Genomic DNA, 26,571 nt, shown 5'->3' on the forward strand with positions numbered 1-26,571 from the left:
ATTCGTTCCCCCATGCGCCTGTCGTCGGACGACTTCGGAGCGTAATTTCGGCAAGCCGGTGCACGCAGCATCTCTTACCAAGGGTTATGGTGGAAACCCCCCCTCGGGCCGGTCCGTATCCCCCCCACGGACCGGCCCGTTCTTCTTGCCCCGGGCGGGCGTCCGGCGCATCCGGCGCGCGGTCAGCCGCGCCCGGCCCAGATGTTGGTGCCCGGAGTGGACACGGCGAACTCGTCGATCGCCGTCAGCTCCTCGGCGGTCAGCGCGGGCGCCGTCAGCGCCGCCACGTTCTCCTCCAACTGCGCCACGCTCGACGCGCCGATCAGCGCCGACGTCATCCGCTCGTCCCGCAGCACCCAGGTCAGCGCGAGCTGTGCGAGCGACTGCCCGCGGCCCTGTGCGATTGCATCGAGACCCCGCAACCGCCGCACCACCTCGTCCGAGAGCAGCCCGGGGTCGAGCGACTTGCCCTGGGTGGCGCGCGAACCCTCCGGAATGCCGTGCAGGTACTTGCGCGTCAGCAGCCCCTGCGCGAGCGGCGCGAAGGAGATGCAGCCCATCCCCGCGTCCTCCAGCGCGTCCAGCAGCCCGTCCTCCTCCGTCCACCGGTTGATCATCGAGTACGACGGCTGGTGGATCAGCGGCCGTACCCCCATCCCGGTGAGGATGCGCGCCGCCTCCCTGCTCTGCTCCGCGGTATAGGAGGAGATCCCGGCGTACAGCGCCTTGCCCTGCCGCACCGCGGAGGCCAGCGCGCCCATCGTCTCCTCAAGAGGGGTGCCGGGATCGAAGCGGTGCGAGTAGAAGATGTCGACGTAGTCCAGGCCCGTACGGCGCAGCGACGCGTCGAGCGACGACAGCAGGTACTTGCGCGAGCCCCACTCCCCGTACGGACCCGGGTGCATGTAGTAGCCCGCCTTCGTGGAGACGACCAGCTCGTCCCGGTACGGCGCGAAGTCCTGCGCGAAGAGCTTGCCGAAGTTCAGCTCCGCGCTGCCCGCGGGCGGACCGTAGTTGTTCGCCAGGTCGAAGTGCGTGACACCGAGGTCGAACGCCCGGCGCAGGATCGCGCGCTGGGTCTCCAGCGCCCTGTCGTCGCCGAAGTTGTGCCAGAGACCGAGCGAGACCGCGGGCAGCCGCAGCCCGCTGCGGCCGCTCCTGCGGTATTCCATGGCGTCGTACCGCTCGGCGGCGGCACGGTAAGCGGAGGTGTCGTTCATGGGTACGAAACTACGTCAGCGGTTCGGCTACGTGTCGTCAGCACCCCGCTCCGCAGCGGTAGGCTGTCGGCTTCGGGGGCGACATCCGCACGGAGGGGCTGACGATCGTGAACCTGCGCGACCTGGTGTACGGACTTTACGCACGCCGGGTGGAAGGCCGTCTCGACCACGAGCAGGTCCCGAAGCACATCGGGCTCATCCTCGACGGCAACAGGCGCTGGGCGAGAGCGTCGGGCGGCACGGCAGCGCAGGGCCACCAGGCCGGGGCCGACAAGATCATGGAGTTCCTCGGCTGGTGCAGCGAGACCGAGGTCGAGGTCGTCACCCTGTGGATGCTCTCCACCGACAACTTCGACCGGCCCCAGGCCGAGCTGGTCCCCCTGCTCGGCATCATCGAGGAGGCCGTGCGCGGGCTCGCCGCCGACGGCCGCTGGCGCATCCACCACGTCGGCAACCTCGACCTGCTCCCCGGGCACACCCAGACCGTGGTGAAGGAGGCGGAGGAGGCCACCGCCGACCGCGGCGGCATACTCGTGAACGTCGCCGTGGGCTACGGAGGCCGCCAGGAGATCGCCGACGCGGTCCGCTCCCTGCTCCTCGACCACGCCCAGAAGGGCACCAGCTTCGAGGAGCTGGCCGAGATCGTCGACATCGACGTCATCGCGGAACACCTCTACACGCGCGGCCAGCCCGATCCCGACCTCGTCATCCGCACCAGCGGGGAGCAGCGCCTCTCCGGTTTCATGCTCTGGCAGTCGGCGCACTCCGAGTACTACTTCTGCGAGGTCTTCTGGCCGGCCTTCCGCAAGGTCGACTTCCTGCGTGCCCTGCGCGACTACTCGGCCCGGCACCGGCGGTACGGGGGCTGACGCCCCTCCCGGCCGCCTCCCCGAAGGGGCTCGGCCCCCCTGTTCCCCTCCCCGTCGTGGCGTGAGGCTCCTGGGCCTGCGCGGCTGCGGGGGCGGGGCTTTTCCGGTCCTCGGGTGCGCGGCGGGGAGATGTCGCCGGACCCTCGTCGTCCGGGCGGCTCGCCGTCGCGGCGAGAGGAGAGAACGGGGCTGAGCGCCCCGGCGCCCCCTCCGGAGCTGGACGGTGCCGAGCGCCCCAGAAAGTCGCGTCCCGCGCGAATCCCCCGCAGCGTCCCCCCGACAGCGGCGTATAAGAGGGAGTGCTCTCATCGGACGGGCTACCGGGGGGCTGCGCCAGGCGAGGGAAAACTGCTGGTGGACGGAGGCGACGACGGGAGTTCACCCGCGTGTTGGGTGACGGCGTGGCATGGCGGCGGCCGTTCGAGGGAATACCTCCCCCAGGTCGACACCAGGCGGTGCCGGGAAGCGGCGCCGGACAGGGTGCCGCACCCTCAGCGGGCGGCGAGAGGGCCGCTCGCCCGGGAGGCCCGTTGCACCAGCAGGACCGTACCCACCGTACGGACACGGACGACGCAGGGGGCCGGAGCTCGGCCCGTGCGGCGTGGCCACAGCCCCGGTCCTCACCCCATCTCCTGGGGAAGCTCCGCGACTCCGTCGCGTACAGCTCGCTCCTGGCGCCCGTGCCTGCGTCGAGTGCGCCTCACCGACCTCATCCGAGGGGGTACGTCCTTCCGTGGTGACCAGCACAAAGCGCCGCATGCCCGACCGGCGCACCTACGTTCTCGACACCAGCGTGCTGCTGGCCGATCCCAATGCCCTGACCCGCTTCGACGAGCACGAGGTCGTGCTCCCGATCGTCGTGGTCACGGAACTGGAGGCCAAGCGGCACCACCCGGAGCTGGGCTACTTCGCCCGGCAGGCGCTGCGCCTGCTGGACGACTGCCGGGTCCGGTTCGGCCGGCTCGACGCCCCGCTGCCCGTGGGCGACCTCGGAGGCACGCTCCGGGTCGAGCTGAACCACTCCGACCCCGGCGTCCTGCCCGCGGGCTACCGGCTGGGGGACAACGACTCCCGCATCCTCGCCGTGGCCCGCAATCTCCAGGCCGAGGGCTACGACGTCACGGTCGTGTCGAAGGACCTCCCGCTGCGGATCAAGGCGTCCTCGGTGGGCCTGCTCGCCGAGGAGTACCGGGCGGAACTGGCCATCACGGACTCCGGCTGGACCGGCATGACCGAGCTGAGCCTCGCCGCGGAACAGGTCGACCTCCTCTTCGAGGAGGAGACCCTGTACGTGCCGGAGGCCGCGGAACTGCCCGTGCACACCGGCCTCACCATCCAGTCGGAGCGCGGCAAGGCGCTCGGCCGGGTCAGCGCCGAGGGCCAGGTGCGGCTGGTGCGCGGCGACCGCGAGGCGTTCGGCATCAAGGGCCGCAGCGCCGAGCAGCGCATCGCGCTCGACCTCCTGCTCGACCCCGACGTCGGCATCGTCTCCATGGGGGGCAGGGCCGGCACCGGCAAGTCCGCGCTCGCGCTCTGCGCGGGACTCGAAGCCGTGCTCGAACGCAGACAGCACCAGAAGGTGATGGTCTTCCGGCCGCTGTACGCGGTCGGCGGCCAGGAACTCGGCTATCTGCCCGGCACCGAGGCCGAGAAGATGAGCCCCTGGGCGCAGGCCGTCTTCGACACGCTGTCCGCGGTCACCAGCCGCGAGGTCATCGAGGAGGTCACCGCGCGCGGCATGCTCGAAGTGCTGCCGCTGACCCACATCCGCGGCCGGTCCCTGCACGACGCGTTCGTCATCGTCGACGAGGCCCAGTCCTTGGAGCGCAACGTCCTGCTGACGGTCCTGTCCAGGATCGGCGCCGGCTCCCGCGTCGTCCTCACCCACGACGTGGCCCAGCGGGACAACCTGCGCGTCGGCCGGTACGACGGAGTGGTCGCCGTCGTCGAGAAACTGAAGGGCCATCCGCTGTTCGCACATGTGACCCTCACCCGCTCCGAGCGCTCCCAGATCGCCGCGCTCGTGACGGAGATGCTCGAAGAGGGACGCATCTGAACAACCGGACATCCGGCGACGCGCACATTCGGAAACGGTCCGCCCTGGCCCGCTGTCAGGACCCCGCCACGACGCTCCGCTTTGCGGAGATTTTCCCGTGATGAGGGTGCGTGCGGAGTACGGCATTACTGCGTACGGGCGGACCGTTTTCCACTTCTGTTGACACCTTTCGCCGGATTTCCGCCCGAGCAGGGCTGGAGCCCGCCCGGCCGGTTACGGAAAGGCCGTCAAGGCCGGGCGTATCGGGCGAGGCAGGAGCGGGCCGCCCCGAAAAGCCGAACAGCTTAGCGGGGCGGTCTCCCCATGGGCGATCGCTTGCCGAAAACTCTTGAGCCGATCGGGGTGTGAGCTTTCACACTCAACGCGGAATTGCGGTGCGGCGTCCCGCTGCGGCAGAGTCTGGGTCCTGTCAGGCCCCGCATACGGCACTTGTACGTCGCGAGTGGTCCCCGCACCTGTGGGGGTGGCCCCTTGCACACACCGAAAACTTCACAGCGACCGTCGTATGCCGCCCGAAGCACCATGCGGTGAACTCCCCCCAGGGGAGGCCGCCGCCGGGCCCGCGCCTCCCGTGACCCGATTGTGGGGAGGCCAGTGTCAGGGGCACGATCGCGTCCGTGAGGGTCTGCTGAAGCGGGCGATGCTGGAAGGACACCGTGTGAGCCGGATTTCGGTCCGGGGATTCGCCGTGGCATCCGCCACCGCGGTCACCACCGTCGGCGCAGTCGTGGGCGTTGCCTCGGGCAACACTCCGACGCCTGGGGACGACTTCGAGGCAACGGCGGACGACTCCACACTGCTCGCCGACATCCCCGCGGGAACCCAGGCCCAGGTCCAGACCGAGGCCGTGTCGCAGCAGGCGGACGCGCAGGCGATGGCCGCCGACGCCGCCGCGAAGAAGTCGGCCGAGGAATCGGCGCGCGTGGAGGCGGCCAAGACCGCCGTCGCCAAGCAGCAGGCCGCCAAGGACAAGGCCGAGCAGGAGGCGAAGGAGCGCGAGGAGCAGAAGGAGGCCGCCAGCCGCGACAGCGTGCGGGACGCGTCCAGCTTCAGCGCACAGAGCTCGTACAGCGTCGCCCAGGTCCAGGCCATCGCGCGCCAGATGGTCCCCGCGGACCAGTTCCAGTGCTTCAGCAACATCGTCACCCGCGAGTCCGGGTGGAACTACCAGGCCACCAACGCCTCCTCCGGCGCCTACGGCCTCGTACAGGCGCTGCCCGGCACCAAGATGGCCTCGGCCGGTGCCGACTGGAGGACCAACCCCGCCACCCAGATCAAGTGGGGCCTCAGCTACATGAACGGCAGGTACGACAGTCCCTGCGGCGCCTGGTCCTTCTGGCAGGCCAACAACTTCTACTGACCGGACCCGCCCGGCCCCGCAGCACACGGGGGCCGGGCGCGGCCGGGGGCCCGCCCCGCGACGCACCGTCCCGAGGCCGCCCGCCCTCCCGCTCAACCCCGCACCGCCCCCCGCCGTCCTACGGTGGGGGGCGGTCGGCGTGTAGGTTCTTCCGCGTGCTTCGGGGGCAGTCTTCGGGGCGTACCGGGACCGCCGCCGCGCGCGACACGACTGCGGCGACCGCGGCAGGGGTACACGCGGGCAGCGGGGACGACGCGGGGGACACCCGGGAGACCACGGGGAGAGGGACGGGCGATGGCGGGAGTGCGGAGCTGGGTCGGCCAACTGGGCGGCGGCCTTTCCCGGATGGGCGAGAAGCTCAGCGAGCGCAAGGCGGCCGCCGAGAAGGAGGAGGCCGAGCACCACCTCCCGGGCGAGTCCGAGACCGGGGCCGCCGGGGGCGGCATGGCCGAAGTGGCCGACCACGTACCCCCGCCGCCCGCCTACGCGCCCGCGATACCGTCCAAGCCCGACCCGGCGGCCGCCGTGCCCTGGGGGGTACGGGTCGCGGCCGAGGCCGCATGGCGGCTGCTGATCCTCGCCGGCACCCTGTACGTCCTCATGCGCGTCATCAGCGCCGTGCGCCTCGTGGTACTGGCGTTCGTCGCCGCGCTGCTGATCACCGCGCTGCTCCAGCCGACCGTCGCCCGCCTCAAGCGGCTCGGGCTGCCCCGCGGCGTCGCCACCGCGCTCACCGCGATCTCCGGCTTCGTCATCATGGGCCTCGTCGGCTGGTTCGTCGTCTGGCAGGTGCTGGAGAACCTCGACAACCTCTCCACCCAGGTCCAGGGCGGCATCGACGAGTTGCGGCGCTGGCTGCTGAACAGCCCGTTCCATGTGACCGAGGACCAGATCAACGACATCGCCAAGAGCCTGCGCGACGCCGTCGGGGCCAATACCGACGAGATCACGTCCAAGGGCATCGAGGGCGTCACCGTCATCGTGGAGGCCCTCACCGGCATCCTCCTGACGATGTTCTCCACCCTGTTCCTCCTCTACGACGGCCGCCGGATCTGGGAGTGGACGCTCAAGCTCGTCCCCTCCCAGGCCAGGCCGGGACTCGCGGGGGCCGGGCCGCGCGCCTGGCGCACCCTGACCGCGTATGTGCGCGGCACCGTCATCGTCGCGCTGATCGACGCGATCTTCATCGGGCTCGGCATCTTCTTCCTCGGCGTGCCGATGGCGGTGCCGCTGGCCGTGTTCATCTTCCTGTTCGCGTTCATCCCGCTGGTCGGCGCCGTCGTGTCGGGCGCGCTCGCCGTCGTCGTCGCGCTCGTCACCCAGGGCGTGTTCACGGCCGTGATGGTGCTGGTCGTCGTGCTCGCCGTGCAGCAGATCGAGGGCCATATCCTGCAACCGTTCATCCTGGGCCGCGCGGTGCGGGTGCACCCGCTCGCCGTGGTGCTCTCGGTCGCCGCCGGCGGCCTCGTCGCCGGGATCGGCGGCGCGGTCGTCGCGGTGCCGCTCGTCGCGGTCACCAACACCGTGGTCGGATTCCTGCGGGCGTACTCCCGCAAGAACGCGGCGGGACAGATCGCCGTACCGCACACCGGCGACAAGGGCCCGGCCGTCACCGTCACTCCCGCCGTCCCGATCCCGCCCGTCGCCCCGGCCGACCCCGCCGCGGGCGCGGACGCGGTACCGACGCCCGGCGGCGGCGCGGGCGAGACCGGCTGACCGGCCCCGCCCGCGCCCACCCCTACTCCGTCCGCAGCCCGTCCGGCCGCAGCATCCGGGCCAGCGGCGGCAGCGCGAGCGCCGTCACCCCCAGGACCACCGCCGCGCCCGCGCCCACCATCCGGGCGACGTCCGACCACGCCACCGACAGCGTCGCGCCGACCATCTTCAACAGCACCGTGCCGAGCAGCAGCCCGGTCCCCGTCGCCAGCAGCAGGCCGAGTGCGACCGGGATCGCGGTCTGCCACAGCACCGAGAGGCCGAGCGTGCGGCGCCGGGTGCCGAAGGCGACCAGCGCGGACAGCAGCCTGCGCCGCTCCCGCAACTGTTCGAGCTGGGACACCAGCAGGCTCGCCCCGATCAGCGCCAGCACACAGACCGCGCCGACGAGGAGCCCGGTGCGCAGCGAGGTGAAGGAGCGCGCCTGCTCCGTCGAGTCCAGGGCCTGGACGTCGGCGAGCGCGTCGACGTGCGCCACGGCGTTGCGCGCGTGCTCCTCCGCGTCCGGCACGGAACGGTCGAGGCCGATGTACATCTGCGGGCCCAGCATGGCCTTCACGGCGTCGGGCACGGCGGACGGGGTGGCGAGCAGGCCACGCGAGTCGTTGCCCGTGGGGTCCTCCCGGGTGCCTGCCGTGCCCACCTCGGGCAGCTTCCACGCCGTCGCGCGAGCGTCGACACCGTCGGCACCCGGGTCGGTGTACAGGGTCGCGCCGGTACGGGCGTAGACCTCCGTGTCCTGGTCGTACGGGGCGTCGTCGATCGCGAACACGTCGCCCTCGTGGCACGAGCCGATCCTCGCGACCTCGCGCAGCGCCGCGCAGCCGCCCACGGTGAACTGGAGGTACGCGTCCGCCTCCTTCCCCGAGTCGGTGTTGGTCAGGGTGGTCTGGCCGACCGAGATGGTCCTGGCCACGCCCTCGGTGCCGCGCACGGCCGCGTCGGCGGCCTCGGGGGAGGTGCCGAGGGCGAGGCCGACGGACAGTTGGGCCCGGCTCACGTCGTTGCCCGTCCTGCGGACGTAGTCGCCCTGGACGCCGGAGAAGAGCATCTGGAGGGCGATGGCCCCGGCGACCGCCACCGCGATGCCGTTGACCATCCGGGTCGCGGAGCCGCCGCCCACCTGGAGCCTGCGCACCGCGAGCTGCCAGGGGACGCCGCCCCCGCCGAGCCGCGACACCGCCGTCTCGACCACCCACGGCAGCAGCGCGGTGATCCCGACGAGCAGCAGCACGGTGCCGCTGATGACCATCCACTCGTTGAAGTCGGGGTTGGCGCGGCTCTGGCCGACCATCGGGTACAGCAGCGCGAGACCGCCGAGCGGCAGCAGCAGCCGCCACCACAGCCGCCGCCGCGGGGGCTTCGCGGTGCGCACCACGCCCAGCGGCTCGATCACCACGCGCCGCATGGCGAACAGCGTCACCCCGATCGCGGACAGCGGCACCGCCACCGCCACCAGCGCGACGAGCCCAGGCACCGGGGTCAGGTCGGAGGGGAAGACACTGACGTCGATCACCACCGCCCGGCCCGCGAGCGATCTCCCGACGAAGAAGAGCCCGGCGCCCACCAGCAGCCCGAGCAGCGACCCGGCGAGCGCCTCGCCCGCCGCGATCCGCCGTGTCATCAGGGCGTCGGCGCCGACCAGCCGGAGCGCCGCGAGCCTGCGGTCGCGCTGCTCGCCGCCGAACCTGACCGCCGCCGCGAGGAACACGCCCACCGGCATCAGCAGCGCCACGAACATGATCATCACAAGGAGCAGCAGGATGGGGTCGGCCGCCTCGTGCTGTGCGGGGGAGCCGAACGAGTCGATCCGCCGGACACTGCCCGCGTGTTCTGTGGCCTTGATGTGGTCGGCGCCCGCGTAGTAGGCGAGTTCGGAGGGGCCGACCAGGCCGGAGTCCTCGATGGTGCCGGTGATCCGGTACGGCAGCCGGTCCCGCAGCAAGGCGCCGCCGTCGGACTTCAGCAGGTCGGCAAGGGCGGGGGAGACCACCATCTGCCCCGGCGCCGGCATCGCCCGCACGCCGGGCGGCAGCGCCGCGTGCGCCCCCTCGGGCTCCAGCAGGCGGCCCCGTACGTCCTCGCCGTGGAAGCTGGTGCCCGCGTCCGCCACGAGCAGGGAGCTGTCGGACTTGTGGGCGGCGGAGATCGACCAGTCGTCCCGGGCGCGTTCGCGGTCGTGCCGGTGTCCGAGCCCGGTCGGGATCGCCGTGGTGATCAGCAGCAGCGCCACACCGATGCCGACGCCGACGCCGGTCAGCGCCGTACGGACCCAGCTCTCCCGGCCCCCGGCGAACGCGAACCTGAGGCCCATGGCGAGATCGTGCGCCCAGGAGCGCCGGACACCGCCGGGCGCCGTGGCGCCGGATGCGGGGCCACCGGGCGTGCGGCCGCCGGGTGAGGGTGTGTCGGATGCGGAGGCGCCGGATGCGGGGCCGTCGGGTGTGGGGCCGTCGCGTGTGGGGCCGTTGGGCGTGGGGTCGCTCATCCGACTCGCTCCATGTCCCGCGACTTGCCGTCCCTGACGACGATCTCCCGGTCCGAGTAGGCCGCGACCCGCGGCTCGTGCGTGACGAGGACGACCGCGCTGCCCGCCGAGCGCGCCGCGTCGGTCAGCAGCTCCATCACGCGCTCCCCGTTGAGGGAGTCGAGCGCGCCCGTCGGCTCGTCGGCGAAGAGCACCCGGGGCCCGGTGACCAGCGCCCGCGCCACCGCGACCCGCTGGCCCTGACCGCCCGACAGCTCACCGGGACGGCGCCCCGCCACATCGTCGACCTCCAGCTTCTCCAGCCAGCCGCGCGCCGCGGACTCGGCCGGCCTGCGCCCGGTGCCGCCGAGCCGCAGCGGCAGCGCCACGTTCTCCACCGCGCTCAACTCCGGCACGAGCTGGCCGAACTGGAACACGAAGCCGAACTCGCCGCGCCGCAGCGCGCTGCGCCGCGAGTCGCTCATGGACGACAGCTCACGGCCGTCGTACGTGATGGTGCCCGCGTCGGGCGTGACGATCCCGGCCAGGCAGTGCAGCAGGGTCGACTTGCCCGAGCCCGAGGGCCCCATGACGGCGACGACCTCGCCGGGGTGGATGGCGAACGAGGCGCCGTCGAGTGCGGTCGTGGCACCGTAGGTCTTGTGCAGGTCCTCGGCGGCGAGCAGCGCTCCCGTGGGGATCATGAGGTGACCTCCTTGGCGAGCTTGGCGAGCCGGGCCGCGGTGAGTTCGAGCCACCGCAGGTCGGCTTCGAGGTGGAAGAGCGCGTGGTCGCAGATGAGCTGGTCGGCCAGGTCGCCGCCGCGCTTGCGCTCGGTGAGGGTGCGCATCGTGCGCAGGTGCGCCGCGCGCTGGGTGTCGAGGACGTCGGCCGCGTCCCTGCCGGTGAGGAGCGCGAGCACGACCTTGGTGTAGAGGGTCGACTGGAGGTACGGCTCCGGTCTCTCCGGGGTGGCCAGCCACTCCTCGACGTCGGTGATGCCGGCGTCGGTGATGGCGTACCGCTTGCGCTCGGGGCCGCCGCCCGACTCGACGCCGTCGACCTCGACGAGGCCGTTCTTCAGCAGCCTCGACATCGTCGAGTAGACCTGCCCGTAGTGCAGCGGACGGTCGTGCCCGAACTTCTCGTCGAAGGCGCGCTTGAGGTCGTAACCGTGGCGCGGCCCGGATTCGAGCAGCCCCAGGAGTGTGTGGCCAATGGACATGCCGAGCACTATACACACCATGTATACGTGCTGTGTATACCTGCCCGGGGGAACTCGTGGAGACCCGATGGGACCTGCCGGAACCCCGGCGGGACCGCCGCCCCGCCTCCGCCCCGCCTCCGCGGCGGCGGCACGCGGACCCGCGCGGGCGGCGGCCCCTGCCCCGGTCCCCGGGGCAACCTTCCGCGGCCCCCGCACGTCGGTTCCATTGAGGCGGGTGCTGATTGTCACGCCCCAAAAGGCCGGATCGGCGGCCCTTTGTCCCGGCGTGCGGTGTTAGCTTTCTGAACTGACCGCGCCCGCACCTGCGTCGACGGACACGGCCACGGACACCGAGGACAGGGCGGAGCGGCACAGCCATGGGACGAGCGGACGAGCGACGAGCAGGGGGGCACGGTGGCCGCCGGGTGGCGCCGGGCCGCGCCCCCCGGCGCGGCATACGCCGCTTCTTCACCTGGAAGAAGATCCTCGGCGCCTTCTTCGGCCTCTGCCTGCTGGTCATCGGCGCCTTCGTGGTGCTGTACCTGGTCGTCAGCGTGCCGGAGGGCAATGCGCAAGCGCAGCTCCAGAGCAACGTGTTCAAGTACAGCGACGGCACGGTCATGGCCCGTACCGGAAAGGTCAACAGGGAGAACGTCGACCTCTCCGAAGTCCCCAAGGACGTCCAGCACGCCTTCGTGGCCGCGGAGAACAAGTCCTTCTACAAGGACCAGGGCGTCGACTTCAAGGGCACCGCCCGCGGCCTGTTCAACACCGTCACAGGGCGCGGCAGGCAGGGCGGTTCGACGATCACCCAGCAGTACGTCAAGAACTACTACCTCGACCAGGACCAGACGGTCACCCGCAAGCTCAAGGAACTGGTCATCTCCCTGAAGGTGGACCGCGAGAAGTCCAAGGACGACATCCTCCAGGGCTATATGAACACCAGTTACTACGGCCGCGGCGCGTACGGCATCCAGGCCGCGGCGCAGGCGTACTACGGCAAGGACGCCCGCCGCCTCGACGTCGCCGAGGGCGCCTACCTCGCCGCGCTGCTCCAGGCCCCCAGCCAGTACGACTGGACGCAGGCCACCGACAGCGGCAAGAAACTCGTCACCGCCCGCTGGAACTACGTCCTGGACAACATGGTCGACGAGCACTGGCTCGGCGCGGCCGAGCGCGGCGGGCTCAAGTTCCCCGTCCCCGGCTCCCCCAAGGCCGCCGACGGACTCCAGGGCCAGGAGGGCTACTTCGTCCAGGCCGCCAAGGCGGAGGTGGAGAAGGAGAAGGGGATATCCGACGCCGAGTTCGAGGCCGGCGGCTGGACGGTCACGCTCACCATCGACAAGAAGAAGGAGAAGGAGCTTGAGGGCGCGGTCAAGCAGAAGCTGCGCAGCCGGCTCGCCCCGAAGCAGCGCGCCGTCGACGCCGACGTACAGGCCGGGGCGGTCTCGGTGGACCCGAAGAACGGCGACGTGGTCGCCCTCTACGGCGGCACCAGTCTCACCGACCACTGGACGTCCAACGCCACCCGCCGCGACTACCAGCCCGCGTCCACCTTCAAGCCGCTGATCCTCGCCGCCGCCCTCGACCAGGACGCCAAGACCCAGGACGGCGTCCCCATCAACGCCGACACCGTCTACGACGGCACCAGCAAACGCGCCGTCAAGGGCAGCGACATCCCCTTCGCGCCGCCCAACGAGGACGACGTCGACTACGGCCCCGTCACCGTGCAGCGGGCCATGAACAAGTCCATCAACGCCGTCTTCGCGCAGATGGGCGTGGACGTCGGCATGGACGAGGTGATGAAGACCGCGGGCAAGCTCGGCATGGACGTCGACGGGCTGCCCGTGGTGCCCGCCCAGACCCTCGGCTCCATGGGCGCGAGCCCGCTGGAGATGGCCGGGGTGTACGCCACCCTCGACAACCACGGCAAGCGGGTCACCCCGCACATCGTCAAGTCGGCCACCAGCCAGGGCGCCCCGGTGGACCTGCCGAAAAGCCCCGGCGACCAGGTCGTCAGCAGGGCGGCGGCGGACTCGGTCACCTCGGTGCTGACCGGCGTCGTCGACGACGGCACCGGCTCCGCGGTACGCAGCCCCGTGCAGCGGGTCGCGGGCAAGACCGGCACCTCCGACGACAACAAGTCGGCCTGGTTCACCGGCTACACGCCCGACCTGGTCACCTCCGTCGGCCTGTTCGGCGAGGCCGCGAAGGACACCAAGGGCGACGACGGCAAGGTGGTCAAGCGCGGCGCCCAGGTCCCGATGAAGGGCGCGGGCGGCCTGCCCAGGGTCGACGGCGGCAGCTTCCCCGCGCAGATCTGGGCCGCGTACACCTTCGACGCCATGGGCGAGCCGAGCCGCTTCGACCTGGACACCGACAAGGGCGCCGGGGTGTCCGACCCGCCGGCCCGGCAGACCCGGGACCCGGGCGACGGCACCGGCGAGAGCGACGAGCCGTCCGACGGGCCTTCCAGCCCGCCGCCTTCGAGCCAGCAGCCGCCCTCCGACGACCCCACGGGACCCGAGTCACCGCCGGGCGGCGACCCCGGAGGACCTGGCGGCCCCGAGTCGCCCCCGACAAGCGAGGACCCGCCGGGCGACCCGACCGGCGGCCCCTCCACGAGCCCGGGGGTGCCGCCGCCGCGGAACCTCGGCTTCTAGCCTCCGGCTCCCGGCCACGGCCTGGGCCCGCGGGCGCGGGGGCCGGCGTCGGAAGCCGGGGCCGGGCCCCGGGACGTCGGGGCGGCGTCGGCGCGGCGTCGCTCAGGTCGTCCCGTTGGTCGGCACCTCGAACCACACGACCTTGCCCGTGCTGAGCCGGGTCGCGCCCCACCGCCTGGTCAGCCGGTTGACCAGGTACAGGCCGCGCCCGCCCTCGTCGGTGGCGCGTGCCTGCCGCAGCCGGGGCAACTGCGGCACGTCGTCGCCGACCTCGCAGCGCAGTACGTCGGTACGGAGCAGCCGCAGCGTGATCGGCCGTGACGCGTACCGGACCGCGTTTGTCACCACCTCGCTGACCAGCAGCTCCATCGAGTCCACCAGGTCGTCGAGGCCCCAGCGGGCGAGCGCGCTGCGCACCAGGCGCCGCGCCCTGCCGGGCGCCGCCGTCTCCGGGTCGAGGAACCAGTACGCCACGTCGCTCGGCGCGATCCCGTCGAAGCGGGCGGCGAGCAGCGCGATGTCGTCGTCGCGGTCGCCGGGGCCCAGCATGTCGAGCACCTCGTCGCACAGCGCCTCAAGGGGCGGCGCGTGGTCGGGCCCGGTGAGCTGCGCGGTCGCGGCCAGCCGCTCCCGCAACTGCTCGATGCCCGTCCACACGTCCCGCAGCCGGGACTCCACAAGGCCGTCGGTGTACAGCAGCAGTGTGGCGCCCGCGGGCGCGTCCAGGTCCACCGCCTCGAAGTCGACACCGCCGACCCCGATCGGCGCCCCCGGCGGCACCCGCAGCACCTCGGCCCTGCCGCCCAGGTGCAGCAGCACCGGCGGCGGATGGCCCGCGTTGGCGACGGTGATGCGGTGCGACACCGGGTCGTACACCGCGTAGATGCAGGTCGCCATGCGGTCGGCGCCGAGCCGCTGGGCCTGCTCGTCCAGGTGGTGCAGCACCTCCTCTGGCGGCAGGTCGAGGCCCGCGAGGGTCTGCGCCATGGTCCGCAGTTGGCCCATGATCGCCGCCGAGGTCATCGAGTGCCCCATGACATCCCCGACGACCAGCGCCACCCTGCTGCCCGGCAGCGGGATCGCGTCGTACCAGTCGCCGCCGACCCGCGCGGTCTCCGCCGCCGGCAGATAGCGCGAGGCCAGCCTGACCCCGGTGGGCCGCGGCATCGTCTCGGGGAGCATGGTGCGCTGCAACTCGTCCGCGATGTACGCCTCGCGCCCGTACAGCATGGCCTTGTCGATACCGAGGGCGCTGTGCGTCGCGAGCTGCGCCGCGACCAGCAGGTCGTCACTCTCGAACACGGGCCGCTCGGGACCGCGCAGGAACAGTGCCGCACCGATCACCCGGCGCCTGCCCCGCAGCGGCGCCAGGATGGCCCGCCTGCCCGAGGGCACACCACCACTGCCGCCCAGCAGTTCCGGCAGCGCGGCCAGCGCCGCGGGCGCGTCCGTGAAGACCGGGCGCACCCCGCGCAGCACCTCGGCGAGCGCGCCGCCCGGCTGCACCTCGCACAGCTCGCCCGCGACCACGAACTCCGGCTCGGGCGCGGGCGGCGGCAGCAGCGGACCACCTGTCGGGTCGAGCGGGTCGGCGCCCAGCTCCGCGCCGTCCGTGCCGTTGTCGAGCGGCCGCAGCCGGTCGGAGCGGCGCAGCCGCAGCACCATGGGGCCCGCGGGCCGCTCGTCGCCCACCGGCAGCGGGTCGCGCAGATAGACCAGGATCGCGTCGGAGAACGTCGGCACGGTCGCCCGGCACAGGCCCATCACGATCTCGTCGAGGTCCATGCCGCGCGCGATGCGCCGGGTCGCCGCGCCCACGAACCGCAGCCGGTCGCCGTCGCGCAGCAGCGCCCCGTGCGGCGCGCCGCCGCTCGCCGGGTGCGGCACGAGCCGCCCCGCGTCGGCGCCCGCCGCGGCGGCCAGATACGGGTCCGCGGCGGCCCCCGAGTGCTCAGCGCCTGGCTCGGGGCGCCAGGAGCCGCCGCCCGCCTCCATGGCGGGCGCCGGACGGGCCCTCGGCCCGGTGGTCTCCTCGGCGGGCGACTGGCTGTGCTCGCCGCCCTGGGCGGCGGCGACGGGCTGCGCGGGCGGCATGCCGGGTCTCGGGGCCCGCGGCGCCTCCGGGGCGCTCAGCGGTACCCCGCGGGGGTCCGCGGGCTGCGGCGGGCGCGCGGCCTCGGGCCGCCGCCCCTCAGGGGAGGTGGGATGCTCCGTCACGCGTGTCGAATCCGTCCGTCCGGGGCCGCGCGCCGCGCGCGCCGTCCATGCGTCACCAGGTGCGTCACGCGGTTTCTGGCGCGCCGGCCGAAGTGCTGCTGGCGTTCGGGTACTGCGCGGGTCGGTCTGGGGGTGCTGGGGGAGTGTGCCGTGGCGGGGGCGCCGCTCCCCGCGCGGTCCTTACGGGGCGCGCCGGGGCGCGACTCGTCCCGCCGGAGACCCGATACCCGCATTGGCGGCCCGGGGAACGGAATCGAAACCCCGTCCGATGCGCTCCAGGCCGCCGGGGACGCATCCGGGCCGTGCCGCTCCCGCCGTGACCGGCAGGGCGGGCGCCACACAACGCCGCGGTGGCTTCGGCGGTTCCCGGCCGCGGGGTTACCCGCGTTGACCGGCCGCCGCGCTCGGGGAACCGCTCGCCACCCTCGCACGTTACTGACGCTCCTCGATGACGTCGTGTCAGGACTCGCGTGGACCAAAGGAGTTGCCACTGCCCGCCGCCGCGGAACCACACGATCCTACGGGCGCACCACGGGGGCCTTGCAAGAGTCTCATGGAGCCGCACCCCCGGGAGCCCGGCCCCAGTCGTCCGGAAGCGACGGAATCGTCCAGGAGGGATCAGGCCGGAAATCCTCCCAGCCCCCCGAGAACGGGGGTCCCCACTCGGTGATCAGTTCGAGTGCGGCGCGGCCCGCCTCGCGCACCGCCGCGGCCTTCTCCCGGCCCATCAGACCCGCCGTCTGCGCCGCCTCGAACTCGTCCTCGTCGAGCCAGCTCCAGCTACGGTCGGGGAGCACCGAGATGTCCAGGAAGTGGTCCTCGGAGTCCACCCCGCCCGACCATCGCAGCCGGGGCTCCTCCAGGTTCACGTACCAGTTCTTGAACCGCCAGCCCTGCTCCCAGAACAGCCACACCGACCACGGGTCGCCAGGTCTGGCCAGCTTGAGCAGTCCTGTGCCCGCCCAGGGGACCGTGCACACCGTGCGCGGCTTGCGGTAGCGCGTGACCAGCGGCTCCCGGTGCACGGGTGTGCCGTCGGCGAGCACCGGCCTGACACAGGGCGTGCCGGGGGCCATCCACACCGCCAGCAGCTCGGCGGTGTCGCGCACGACGGTGACGGGGCGGCAGATGTGCACGCCCGTGCCGCCGTTCTCGCGGTAGCGCCACAGGATGTGGGTGCCGGGCGCCCAGCGCCCGCCGCTGTCCCCCGCGCGGGCCGGTGTCACGTCGTCCTTCATGAACGAATAGTAGGTGGTCACCCCGGCGGGCCCGCGGCGCCAGGTGCGCCAGGAGCGCGGGGCGCCGGTGGGGTTCTGCCGGTTTGCCGGGGCGGCCCTCGGAGGGCGGTGCGGGGGCTACGGGGACGGGCGTCCAGGCAGCGCGGGCGCGGGCTCAGGGGTGGGTCATCCGCAGCACGTCGAGGGCCTCGTCGAGCTGGGCCTCCGTGAGGTCGCCGCGCTCCACGTAGCCCGATTCGAGCACCACCTCGCGGATCGTCTTCCGCTCGGCGAGCGACTTCTTGGCGACCTTGGCCGCCTCCTCGTAGCCGAGGTACTTGTTCAGCGGGGTGACCACGGAGGGCGAGGACTCGGCGTACTCCCTGGCGCGCTCCACGTTGGCGGTGATGCCGTCGACGGTGCGGTCGGCGAGCAGCCGTACGACGGCGGCGAGCAGCCGCACCGACTCCAGCAGGTTCCTGGCGATCACCGGGAGCATCACGTTCAGCTCGAAGTTGCCCGCGGCGCCTGCCGCGGCCACCGCGGCGTCATTGCCTGTGACCTGCGCCGCGACCTGGAGCACCGCCTCGGGAAGCACCGGGTTGACCTTGCCCGGCATGATCGAGGAGCCGGGCTGGAGGTCCGGCAGGTTGATCTCGGCGAGCCCGGTGCGCGGTCCCGACGCCATCCACCGCAGATCGTTGGCGATCTTGGTGAGGGAGACCGCGACGGTACGGAGCTGGCCCGAGGTCTCCACGAGCGCGTCACGCGCGCCCTGGGCCTCGAAGTGGTCGCGCGCCTCGGTCAGCGGCAGCCCGGTCGCCGCGGCCACCTCCTCGATCACCGCGGCGGAGAACCCGGCCGGTGTGTTGATCCCGGTGCCCACCGCGGTGCCGCCGAGTGGCAGCTCGGCGAGCCGGGGCAGCGCCGCTTCGAGCCGTTCCACACCGTGCCTGACCTGGGCCGCGTAGCCGCCGAACTCCTGGCCGAGGGTGACCGGGGTGGCGTCCATGAGATGGGTGCGCCCGGACTTCACCACGTCGGAGAACTCGGCCGCCTTGCGTTCGAGCGCCTCCGCGAGGTGGCCGAGCGCCGGGACCAGGTCGCCGGTGACGGCGGCGGTGGCGGCGATGTGGATGCTGGAGGGGAACACGTCGTTGGAGCTCTGCGACGCGTTCACATGGTCGTTCGGGTGGACGGGGCGGCCCAGGCGCTCGGTGGCGAGGGTGGCGAGCACCTCGTTGGTGTTCATGTTCGACGAGGTGCCTGAACCGGTCTGGAACACGTCCACGGGGAAGTGCGCGTCCCAGCGCCCCTCGGCGACCTCGGCGGCGGCCTCCTCGACCGCCCGCGCGATGTCCGCGTCCAGCACGCCGAGCCGCGCGTTCACCCGCGCCGCCGCGGCCTTGATCCGCGCCAGTGCCTCGATGTGGGCGCGCTCCAGGCGCTGGCCCGAGATCGGGAAGTTCTCGACGGCACGCTGGGTCTGCGCCCGCCATTTCGCGTCCGCGGGCACCCTGACCTCCCCCATCGAGTCGTGCTCGACCCGAAACCCACCCTCACCCATGACCCGTTTCCTCCCACATCGCTCTTCGGCCCCGGCCGCGTACCCGGAAGCCGGTACGTTTCACGTTTCAGCACGGGAGTGGCGAAATGTGTTCCCGGGGGCTGGGGCTGGGGCTGGACCCGGGGAACCCCCGAACCCTCAGCCCACCCCCCGGCTCCCGCCGCCCGTACCACCCCGAACCGGAATACTCGTGAACGTAGGCTCGGACGTCGGCGCGGCAAAGAAATCATTGCCCTTGTCGTCGACGACGACGAACGCCGGAAAGTCCTCCACCTCGATCTTCCACACCGCCTCCATCCCCAGCTCCTCGTACTCGACGACCTCCACCTTCTTGATGCAGTCCTGCGCGAGCCGCGCCGCGGGCCCCCCGATGGAGCCCAGGTAGAAGCCCCCGTGCTCCTCGCAGGCCCGGGTGACCTGCCCCGACCTGTTGCCCTTCGCGAGCATCACCTTGGAGCCCCCGGCCGCCTGGAACTGCGCCACGTACGAGTCCATGCGCCCCGCGGTCGTCGGCCCGAAGGAGCCGGACGCGTACCCCTCGGGGGTCTTCGCGGGCCCCGCGTAGTACACGGGGTGGTCCTTGAGGTACTGCGGCATCTCCTCGCCCGCGTCGAGCCGTTCCTTGATCTTGGCGTGTGCGATGTCGCGCGCGACGACCAGCGGCCCGGTCAGCGACAGCCGGGTCTTGACCGGGTACCTGGTCAGCTCCGCAAGGATCTCGTCCATGGGTCGGCGCAGGTCGACCCGTACGACATCGCTCTCCGCGCCCTCCGCGTCCGTACCCAGATGCGCGTCGGTCGTCTCCGGAAGGAACCGCGCGGGATCGGTCTCCAACTGCTCAAGGAAGACGCCCTCCGCGGTGATCTTCGCCAGCGCCTGCCGGTCGGCTGAGCAGGACACCGCGATCGCGACCGGACAGGACGCGCCGTGCCGCGGCAGCCGTACCACCCGCACGTCGTGGCAGAAGTACTTGCCGCCGAACTGCGCCCCGATCCCGATCTTCTGCGTCAGCTCGAAGACCTTCTCCTCCAGGTCGCGGTCCCGGAAGCCGTTGCCGGCCGGCGAGCCCTCGGCCGGCAGCTCGTCGAGGTAGTGCGCGGACGCGTACTTCGCCGTCTTCAGCGCGAACTCGGCGCTGGTGCCGCCCACCACGATCGCCAGGTGGTACGGCGGGCAGGCCGCGGTGCCGAGCGAACGGATCTTCTCCTCAAGGAACCGCATCATGGCCGGCTCGTTCAGCACCGCCTTCGTCTCCTGGTACAGAAACGACTTGTTGGCCGAGCCGCCGCCCTTCGCCATGAACAGGAACTTGTACGCGTCGCCGTCCGTTGCGTACAACTCGACCTGGGCCGGCAGGTTGGAGCCGGTGTTCTTCTCGTCCCACATCGTCAGCGGCGCCATCTGCGAGTAACGCAGGTTCAGCCGGGTGTACGCGTCGTAGACGCCGTGCGACAGCGCCCGCTCGTCCCCGCCCTCGGTGAGCACGCCCTGCCCCCGCTTGCCCATCACGATCGCGGTGCCGGTGTCCTGGCACATCGGCAGCACCCCGGCCGCCGCGATGTTGGCGTTCTTCAGCAGGTCGAGCGCGACGAACTTGTCGTTCGACGACGCCTCGGGGTCGTCCACGATGCGGCGCAGTTGGGCGAGGTGCGCCGGGCGCAGATAGTGCTGGATGTCGTGGATCGCCTCCTCCGCCAGCCTCCGCAGCGCCTCGGGCCCGACCTTGAGGAACGTGCGCCCCCCGGCCTCGAAGGTGCTGACCCCCTCGGACGTCACCAGCCGGTACGGCGTGGTGTCGGGACCCGTGGGAAGCAGATCGGAGTACTGGAACTCTGGCATTGCGGCCATACCTCACTCGGCGAAGACGGGGCGGACCCTGCGGACCCCAGCAGGGACACGGGGCGCGGCCGACGCGGACGGCCCCGCTCAGCGTAATCCGCCCCCGCGCACGCCCCGCCGGGCCCCGCCCCCGGCCCGGCGTCCCCGCCCGCCTTCCGCCCCCAGGGGGTAGTCGCGATCTATCGCGTTTCGGTACGCTGCTGCCGTGGACCTCCAAAAGCGCCCCGAGCAAGCCCAGACCCAAGCGCCCGCCACCGGCCTCAGGGCTTCGGACGCCGACCGGGACCGTGCCGCCGACATCCTGCGCGAGGCGCTGTCCGAGGGGCGGCTCACGGCGGAGGAGCACTCCGAGCGGGTCGAGGGCGTCTACCGCGCCAAGACCTTCGGGGAGATAGAGCCGTACGTCGCCGACCTGCCGGCCCCCGCCGCCGAGCGCCCCACGCGCGCACGCCCCGGCGCGTACGAGCCCCCCGCGCCCTCGGGGCCCGTGGCGCCGGAGGAGACCATGGTCGCCGTCCTCAGCACCACCCAGCGCAAGGGCCGCTGGCGGGTGGCCCGCAGCTCCCGGGTGTACGCGATCTTCGGCACCGTCTCGCTCGACCTCAGCGAGGCCCTCTTCGAGTACCAGCACGTGACCATCAAGGCGTACGCGGTGTTCGGCAACGTCGAGATCCGGGTGCCGGAGAACGTGTCGCTGCGCGGCAACGGCATCGGCGTCCTCGGCAACTTCAAGGTCGACGTGCTCGACTCCGCGGAGCCCGAGGCGCCCGTCGTCTTCGTCGACGGCGTCACCGTGCTCGGCAACATCGAGGCCAAGCCGCGCCGCGGCCGCGTCATCAGCGACCTCAGGGACATGCTCCGCAAGCGCTTCGACCTCTGAGCAGCCCCGGCGCCCCGTCCACGCACCCGCCGCCCCGGCGCCGTACGGGCCCTGCCCCGGCCGCACGACCACTTCGACGAGCCCGCCCCAGCCGCCGCCCCCTGCGCGGCGTCCCCGCCCGCGCGCCTTGCCCGCGCCTCACCTGTGGCGCCCCACCGCGTCCCGCCGGTGGCGCCCACCGCGCCCCGCTCGTGTGCCACCCGCCGGTGCCCTGCCGCCCCCTCTGCCACGCATCGCCCCCCGGGCGCTCACGGCCCCTCCGGGTGGCCGGAATCATTCGCTCCGGCCTCGCCGTGCGGTGCCGCGCCGGGTGCCCTGAGGGCCCGCCCGGGAGGGGGCTTCGGGCCTCGGGGGGCGGCTCCCGTAGCGCGCGTGTGCTCCCCAACGCGCCTGGCTGAGAACCGGCGTGGGCCCCAACGCAACGCTTAGGCCCGCGTACAGCGGGTAGACCTTGCTGCATCGTCGCTCGCTCGCGAAGCCGTCGTCAGGAGTAGACCGTGCTGCAAACTCCGCGCCAGTCCGTGCAGGTCGTCGCCGTTCCCGCTCAGCGAACGCCCGCGGGAGGCCGGGACCAGGACACGCCCTGGCATACGGAGGCGGTCTGCCGACGCGACGAGGCGGGCCTGTTCTTCGCGCCGTCCAAGGAGCCCACCGCGGCCCGGCTGTCACGCGAGGACGCCGCGAAGCGGGTCTGCGCGCGCTGCCCCGTCATGGTCGAGTGCCGCGAGCACGCCCTGCTCCAGCCCGAGCCGTACGGGGTCTGGGGCGGGCTCACCGCCGCCGAGCGCAGGGTGGTTCTCGCCCGCCGCAGGCGCCGCGTCCCCGCGGCCTGACACCCGGCGCCCCCTCAGCTCCCCGCACCCTCCGCGACGGCCCTCTCGTCGCTCCCCGCGAGCGCGAGGAAGGCCGCGGGCACGGCGAACTCGACGGCGGTCAGCACGTTCTGGAACCAGTGCGGGCCGCCCCTGTCGGCCAGCGACACCGCGCGCCCCACACCGCCGAGCGCCATGGCCCCGGCCAGCGCCCGTACCGCGGGCGCGGGCACGGGCGACCTGCGGGCGGCGGCGATCCAGGCCAGGCCGTAGGCGGCGAACATCGCGCCGTAGAAGCGCTCACGCGAGTCCACCGTCGTGTTCGCGTCCACGGCGCCCGGCACGGATCGCACCCCGTAGGCCGCGTGGCAGACGCCGATCGCCGTACAGGACACACCGGTCGCCCTCGCGAAACGCTTCAGGAACGTGGCCATCCGCCACCCCTCTCGTCGCTCCAGTCGCTCCACGCCACCCTACGGACGGCCCCCGACGCCCCGGCCGGACACCCCCGCCGGAACGGCACTTCAGAGAGTGGGGCGGCTCGCGGTCACCGCCTCACTTCGCCCGGTCGAAGTCGATGGTGCTGTAGGCGCGCAGCTTGGCGAGCCGGTGCGTGGAGTCGATCTGCCGGATGGTGCCCGACTTCGACCGCATCACCAGCGACGACGTCGTGGCGGTCTCGGGGCGGTAGCCCACCCCGGGCAGCAGCTCCCCGTCGGTGATGCCGGTGGCGACGAAGAAGACGTTCTCGCCCGACACCAGGTCGTCCGTGCCGAGCACCCGGTCCAGGTCGTGCCCCGCGTCCAGCGCCCGCTGCCGCTCGGCCGCGTCCTTCGGCCACAGCTTGCCCTGGATCACCCCGCCCAGGCACTTGATCGCGCACGCCGAGATGATCCCCTCGGGCGTCCCCCCGATCCCCAGCAGCAGGTCGACGCCGCTGCCCTCGCGCACCGCGAGCACCGAGCCCGCCACGTCGCCGTCGGAGATGAGCTTGATACGGGCCCCGGTCTCCCGCACCTCCCTGATGATCCCGTCGTGCCGCGGCCGGTCCAGGATGACGACGGTGACGTCCTCGGGCGTGGAGCGCTTCGCCTTCGCCACCGCGCGGACGTTCTCCGCGACCGGCGCCTCGATGTCCACGCTGTCGGCCGCATCGGGCCCCGTGACCAGCTTGTCCATGTAGAAGACCGCCGACGGGTCGAACATGGTGCCCCGGTCGGCCGCGGCCAGCACCGCCACCGCGTTCGGCATGCCCTTCGCGGCCAGCGTGGTGCCGTCGATGGGGTCGACCGCGATGTCGCACTCGGCGCCGGTGCCGTCGCCCACCCGCTCCCCGTTGAACAGCATGGGCGCCTCGTCCTTCTCGCCCTCGCCGATCACCACCACGCCGTTCATCGACACGGTCGAGACCAGGGCCCGCATGGCCCGCACCGCGGCCCCGTCGGCGCCGTTCTTGTCGCCGCGCCCCACCCAGCGGCCGGCGGCCATCGCCGCCGCCTCAGTGACCCTGACGAGTTCGAGCGCGAGATTGCGGTCGGGAGCTTCGGGGGAAACCTCAAGCTCCGACGGGAGATGGTGGTCGGTCATCGGGCGCACCTTCCTGTACGACGACGGCCGGAAGGAGTCACCCGACTCCCACCGCATACCAACATTATGAGCGGACTTCCCCACGAATGAGCGCCACAAGAGACGCGGGGCCGGTCACATGGCGCGATCGGGCGCCTGGGACGATGGGTACGTGGCTGGTACGGACAGCGGGACCGACGACAAAACGGACGGCGCGGCGGCGCGGACGCCCGCATCCACGGGCGCCGACACCCCGGGGGCGGGTCAGGAGCCCCCGCGCGCGGCCCCCGCCGCACGCTCCGAGCCCGCGGAGGCGACTGAGGCGGCAGGCCCCGCCGAAGAAACCGAAACGGCCGAAACGGCCGAAACGACGGGACGGGCCACCGCCGAGAAGACTCCCGGCACCCCCGCCGGTTCGGATGAGCCCGACGCCACGGGCAAGCCCGACACCCCGGGTACCCCTGACACTCCCGCCGACCCCACCGCCCCCGGCCCCTCCGTCCCGCCCCAGGCCCCGCCGACGGACATCCCGGCGCCGCGCAGCGCCGAAGGCGCCCCCGCCGCCTCCAACGGCCGCAAGCGCAGCGGCAACCGGGTGTTCGACATGGTGCTGTCCCTCGGCGCCATCCTCATCGTCGCCTTCGTCGTCTACCTGTTCATCCCGCACGACGACCACGAGCCCCCGGTCAAGCGGATCGACTACAGCGTGGAGCTGCTGACCGCGCGCCGCGCCGCCCCGTACCCCGTGGCCGCCCCTGAGGGACTGCCGCACGCCTGGAAGCCCACCGTGGTCCGCTACGACGGCGCCGAGGACGACACCTGGCACCTCGGCTTCCAAGACCCGAAGGGCGAGTACGTGGCCGTGGAGCAGTCCACCGAGGACCCCGCGTCCTTCGTCGAGGACGTCTCCCAGGGCGCCAGGCGCACGGATGCCACCCAGCGCATCGGCGACCAGGTCTGGCGGCGCTACGAGGGCGCCAAGTACGACGCCCTCGTGCTGCCGGGGAAGAAGGCGACGACCGTGGTCACGGGCACGGCGTCGTTCCAGCGGCTGGCCGAGATGGCGGGGGCGCTGAAGGCAGAAGCGGCGGACCCGGCCGGTTCGGCGAGCCCCTGAGTTCATGACATCCTTGGCGCGCGGCCCGGCGTCCAGAGGCGGTGACGTCGCGGCCCCGACGTATGCGCGAGGCCCCCGGCGGGCTGCCCTGCCGGGGGCCTCGCGCATGCCGGGCCCCGCCACGCGCCCCCGGCCGCCTGCCCCCCGGCCCCGCTACTCGGCTTCCTCCCCGCCACCGGGCCCGCCCTCGGCCTCGTCACCGTCCCCGCCGCCCCGCCCCTCGCCGCGCGACCCGTCGTCCTCTCCGTCGTCCTCCGCGTCGCCCTCGGCGAGCGCCCGGTCGAGCCTGGCGCGCGCGCCATCGAGCCAGCGGCGGCACACCCGCGCCAGCTCCTCGCCGCGCTCCCACAGCGCGAGCGACTCCTCAAGCGAGGTCCCCCCGGTCTCCAGCCGCCGTACCACGTCGATCAACTCGTCCCGCGCCTGCTCGTACCCGAGCGCCGCCCCGTCCGTACCCACACCCTCGCTCATGCCGCCCACTCTAGGAATCCCCGCTCTCGTCGACTTCCCCGGCGCCGCCGCCCGCCGCCTCCCTCTCCCCCTGCCCCCGCTCTTCCCCCCGCTCAACCACCCGCACCGTGAAGTCGCCCTCGGCGACCCGCGCGTGCAGCGGCTCGCCCGCCGCCACCTCACGGGCCGCACGCACCGCGCGGCCGTCCTCGCGCTGGAGGACCGCGTAGCCGCGCTTGAGCGTCGCGGCGGGCGAGAGGGCGAGCACCCGCGCGCGGGTGTGCGACAGCTCGGAGTCGGCCCGGTCGAGCAGATGGCCCACGGTGCGTCTCGCCCGCTCCACCAGCGTGCCCACCTGCTCCTCGCGCTCCCCGACCATCCGGTACGGGTCCTGTATCGAGGGCCGCGCGAGCGCGTGCGCGAGACCCCGCTCCTCGCGCTCCACCAGCGCCTCCACGGTGCGCCGCGCGCGATCCCGCAGCCACAGCACCCGCTCGTGCTCCTCGCCGACGTCGGGCACGACCTTCTTGGCCGCGTCGGTCGGCGTGGACGCGCGCAGGTCGGCCACCAGGTCGAGCAGCGGCTGGTCGGGCTCGTGCCCGATGGCGGACACCACGGGTGTACCGCAGCCCGCCACCGTGCGGACCAACTGCTCGTCGGAGAACGGCAGCAGGTCCTCCACGCTGCCGCCGCCGCGCGCCACGATGATCACGTCGACCTCGTCGAGCGCGTCGAGCTGCTTGACCGCCCGCACCACCTCGGGCACCGCGTGCACGCCCTGCACCGGGACGTTGCGCACCTCGAAGCGCACCGCGGGCCAGCGGTGGCGCGCGTTCTCCAGCACGTCGCGCTCCGCGGCCGAGGCGCGCCCGCAGACCAGGCCCACGAGCTGCGGCAGGAACGGCAGCGCCCGCTTGCGCTCGGGCGCGAACAGCCCCTCGGCGGCCAGTGACTTCTTCAGCCGCTCAAGGCGGGCGAGCAGCTCGCCCATGCCCACGGGCCGTATCTCCGCCGCGCGCAGCGAGAGCTGGCCGCGCGGCGCGTACCACTCCGGCTTCGCGTACACGACGACCCTGGCGCCCTCGGCGACGACGTCCGCGACCGAGTCGAACACCTGCCGGTAGCAGGTGACGCCCACCGAGATGTCGTGCGACGGGTCGCGCAGGGTCAGGAAGACGACGCCCGCGCCCGGGCGCCGCGAGAGCTGGGTGATCTGCCCCTCCACCCAGATCGCGCCGAGCCTGCCGATCCAGCCCCCGATCATCCTGGAGACCTGGCCGACCGGCAGCGGGGCGTCCACGGACGTGTTCACAGCCATGCCGCGAGCGTAACCGCCGCCACCGACAGC

Annotated in this window: 20 protein-coding genes; 8 read left to right on the forward strand and 12 right to left on the reverse strand. The window is 72.8% G+C overall.

The genetic code is table 11. From position 1 onward, the window contains the following. Positions 1-182 precede the first annotated feature (182 nt). Positions 183-1,220, reverse strand: a complete 1,038-nt coding sequence (gene mgrA, locus ACIBIW_RS12415; RefSeq protein WP_399334950.1) for an L-glyceraldehyde 3-phosphate reductase — start codon at positions 1,218-1,220, stop codon at positions 183-185. Between the two features lie 107 nt (positions 1,221-1,327). Here mgrA and ACIBIW_RS12420 point away from each other — a divergent pair, with 107 nt between their 5' ends. The 4 genes from ACIBIW_RS12420 to ACIBIW_RS12435 all read left to right on the forward strand — a co-directional run bounded on the left by ACIBIW_RS12420 (position 1,328) and on the right by ACIBIW_RS12435 (position 7,221). Continuing rightward, positions 1,328-2,089, forward strand: a complete 762-nt coding sequence (locus ACIBIW_RS12420) for an isoprenyl transferase (RefSeq protein ID WP_399334952.1) — start codon at positions 1,328-1,330, stop codon at positions 2,087-2,089. A gap of 733 nt (positions 2,090-2,822) precedes the next feature. Then, on the forward strand, positions 2,823-4,145 hold the full coding sequence (locus tag ACIBIW_RS12425; protein WP_399334954.1) for a PhoH family protein: 1,323 nt from the start codon (positions 2,823-2,825) through the stop codon (positions 4,143-4,145). A gap of 640 nt (positions 4,146-4,785) precedes the next feature. Next, positions 4,786-5,505 (forward strand): transglycosylase SLT domain-containing protein, encoded by a 720-nt coding sequence (locus ACIBIW_RS12430; RefSeq protein ID WP_399334956.1) that lies wholly within the window; start codon positions 4,786-4,788, stop codon positions 5,503-5,505. A gap of 294 nt (positions 5,506-5,799) precedes the next feature. After that, positions 5,800-7,221, forward strand: coding sequence for an AI-2E family transporter (locus tag ACIBIW_RS12435; RefSeq protein WP_399334958.1), 1,422 nt, complete (start codon positions 5,800-5,802; stop codon positions 7,219-7,221). A 22-nt stretch (positions 7,222-7,243) separates the two neighbouring features. On the opposite strand, the gene ACIBIW_RS12440 is transcribed toward ACIBIW_RS12435, so the two are convergent. The 3 genes from ACIBIW_RS12440 to ACIBIW_RS12450 all read right to left on the reverse strand — a co-directional run bounded on the left by ACIBIW_RS12440 (position 7,244) and on the right by ACIBIW_RS12450 (position 10,913). Beyond that, complete coding sequence (locus tag ACIBIW_RS12440; RefSeq protein WP_399334960.1) at positions 7,244-9,535, reverse strand: FtsX-like permease family protein; 2,292 nt, start codon at positions 9,533-9,535, stop codon at positions 7,244-7,246. Between the two features lie 170 nt (positions 9,536-9,705). Beyond that, positions 9,706-10,392 (reverse strand): ABC transporter ATP-binding protein, encoded by a 687-nt coding sequence (locus tag ACIBIW_RS12445; RefSeq protein ID WP_399334962.1) that lies wholly within the window; start codon positions 10,390-10,392, stop codon positions 9,706-9,708. Next, positions 10,389-10,913 (reverse strand): PadR family transcriptional regulator, encoded by a 525-nt coding sequence (locus ACIBIW_RS12450; protein WP_399334964.1) that lies wholly within the window; start codon positions 10,911-10,913, stop codon positions 10,389-10,391. Before ACIBIW_RS12450 ends, ACIBIW_RS12445 begins: the two co-directional genes overlap by 4 nt. A 359-nt stretch (positions 10,914-11,272) precedes the next feature. On the opposite strand from ACIBIW_RS12450, the gene ACIBIW_RS12455 reads away from it, so the two are divergent. Beyond that, positions 11,273-13,558, forward strand: a complete 2,286-nt coding sequence (locus tag ACIBIW_RS12455) for a transglycosylase domain-containing protein (RefSeq protein ID WP_399334966.1) — start codon at positions 11,273-11,275, stop codon at positions 13,556-13,558. 102 nt (positions 13,559-13,660) lie between these two features. Here the strand turns inward: ACIBIW_RS12455 and ACIBIW_RS12460 are convergent, their stop codons facing one another. The 4 genes from ACIBIW_RS12460 to ACIBIW_RS12475 form a co-directional block, all read right to left on the reverse strand. Further along, a complete protein-coding gene (locus ACIBIW_RS12460; protein ID WP_399334968.1) occupies positions 13,661-15,775 on the reverse strand; it encodes a SpoIIE family protein phosphatase in 2,115 nt (704 codons plus the stop codon). Between the two features lie 551 nt (positions 15,776-16,326). Then, complete coding sequence (locus tag ACIBIW_RS12465) at positions 16,327-17,013, reverse strand: DUF402 domain-containing protein (RefSeq protein WP_399334970.1); 687 nt, start codon at positions 17,011-17,013, stop codon at positions 16,327-16,329. Between the two features lie 154 nt (positions 17,014-17,167). Further along, positions 17,168-18,559 carry a class II fumarate hydratase gene (locus tag ACIBIW_RS12470; RefSeq protein ID WP_399334972.1) on the reverse strand — a complete coding sequence of 464 codons (1,392 nt, stop codon included), beginning with the start codon at positions 18,557-18,559 and terminating at the stop codon, positions 17,168-17,170. A 138-nt stretch (positions 18,560-18,697) separates the two neighbouring features. After that, entirely contained in the window at positions 18,698-20,398 is a 1,701-nt protein-coding gene (locus tag ACIBIW_RS12475) for a fumarate hydratase (RefSeq protein ID WP_399334974.1), read from the reverse strand. A 205-nt stretch (positions 20,399-20,603) separates the two neighbouring features. On the opposite strand from ACIBIW_RS12475, the gene ACIBIW_RS12480 reads away from it, so the two are divergent. After that, positions 20,604-21,278, forward strand: coding sequence for a DUF1707 domain-containing protein (locus tag ACIBIW_RS12480; RefSeq protein WP_399334976.1), 675 nt, complete (start codon positions 20,604-20,606; stop codon positions 21,276-21,278). A 497-nt stretch (positions 21,279-21,775) separates the two neighbouring features. Beyond that, the gene (locus tag ACIBIW_RS12485) at positions 21,776-22,111 is read left to right on the forward strand and encodes a WhiB family transcriptional regulator (RefSeq protein ID WP_399334978.1); all 336 of its coding nucleotides are present in this window, start codon (positions 21,776-21,778) and stop codon (positions 22,109-22,111) included. A 14-nt stretch (positions 22,112-22,125) separates the two neighbouring features. Here the strand turns inward: ACIBIW_RS12485 and ACIBIW_RS12490 are convergent, their stop codons facing one another. Together ACIBIW_RS12490 and glpX are read right to left on the reverse strand one after the other, a co-directional pair. Next, positions 22,126-22,524 (reverse strand): DUF4345 domain-containing protein, encoded by a 399-nt coding sequence (locus ACIBIW_RS12490; RefSeq protein WP_399334980.1) that lies wholly within the window; start codon positions 22,522-22,524, stop codon positions 22,126-22,128. A gap of 121 nt (positions 22,525-22,645) precedes the next feature. Further along, the gene (glpX, locus tag ACIBIW_RS12495; protein WP_399334982.1) at positions 22,646-23,677 is read right to left on the reverse strand and encodes a class II fructose-bisphosphatase; all 1,032 of its coding nucleotides are present in this window, start codon (positions 23,675-23,677) and stop codon (positions 22,646-22,648) included. A gap of 574 nt (positions 23,678-24,251) precedes the next feature. Here glpX and ACIBIW_RS12500 point away from each other — a divergent pair. Next, entirely contained in the window at positions 24,252-24,773 is a 522-nt protein-coding gene (locus tag ACIBIW_RS12500) for a DUF4245 domain-containing protein (RefSeq protein ID WP_399335838.1), read from the forward strand. Positions 24,774-24,926: 153 nt separating this feature from the next. Here the strand turns inward: ACIBIW_RS12500 and ACIBIW_RS12505 are convergent, their stop codons facing one another. Next, positions 24,927-25,244, reverse strand: a complete 318-nt coding sequence (locus ACIBIW_RS12505) for an exodeoxyribonuclease VII small subunit (RefSeq protein ID WP_399334984.1) — start codon at positions 25,242-25,244, stop codon at positions 24,927-24,929. 10 nt (positions 25,245-25,254) lie between these two features. Beyond that, positions 25,255-26,541: an exodeoxyribonuclease VII large subunit gene (gene xseA / locus ACIBIW_RS12510; RefSeq protein WP_399334985.1), complete on the reverse strand. Its 1,287-nt coding sequence runs from the start codon at positions 26,539-26,541 to the stop codon at positions 25,255-25,257. Positions 26,542-26,571: the final 30 nt, after the last annotated feature.

The organism is Streptomyces sp. NPDC050560, assembly GCF_044457285.1.
Classification (GTDB): domain Bacteria; phylum Actinomycetota; class Actinomycetes; order Streptomycetales; family Streptomycetaceae; genus Streptomyces.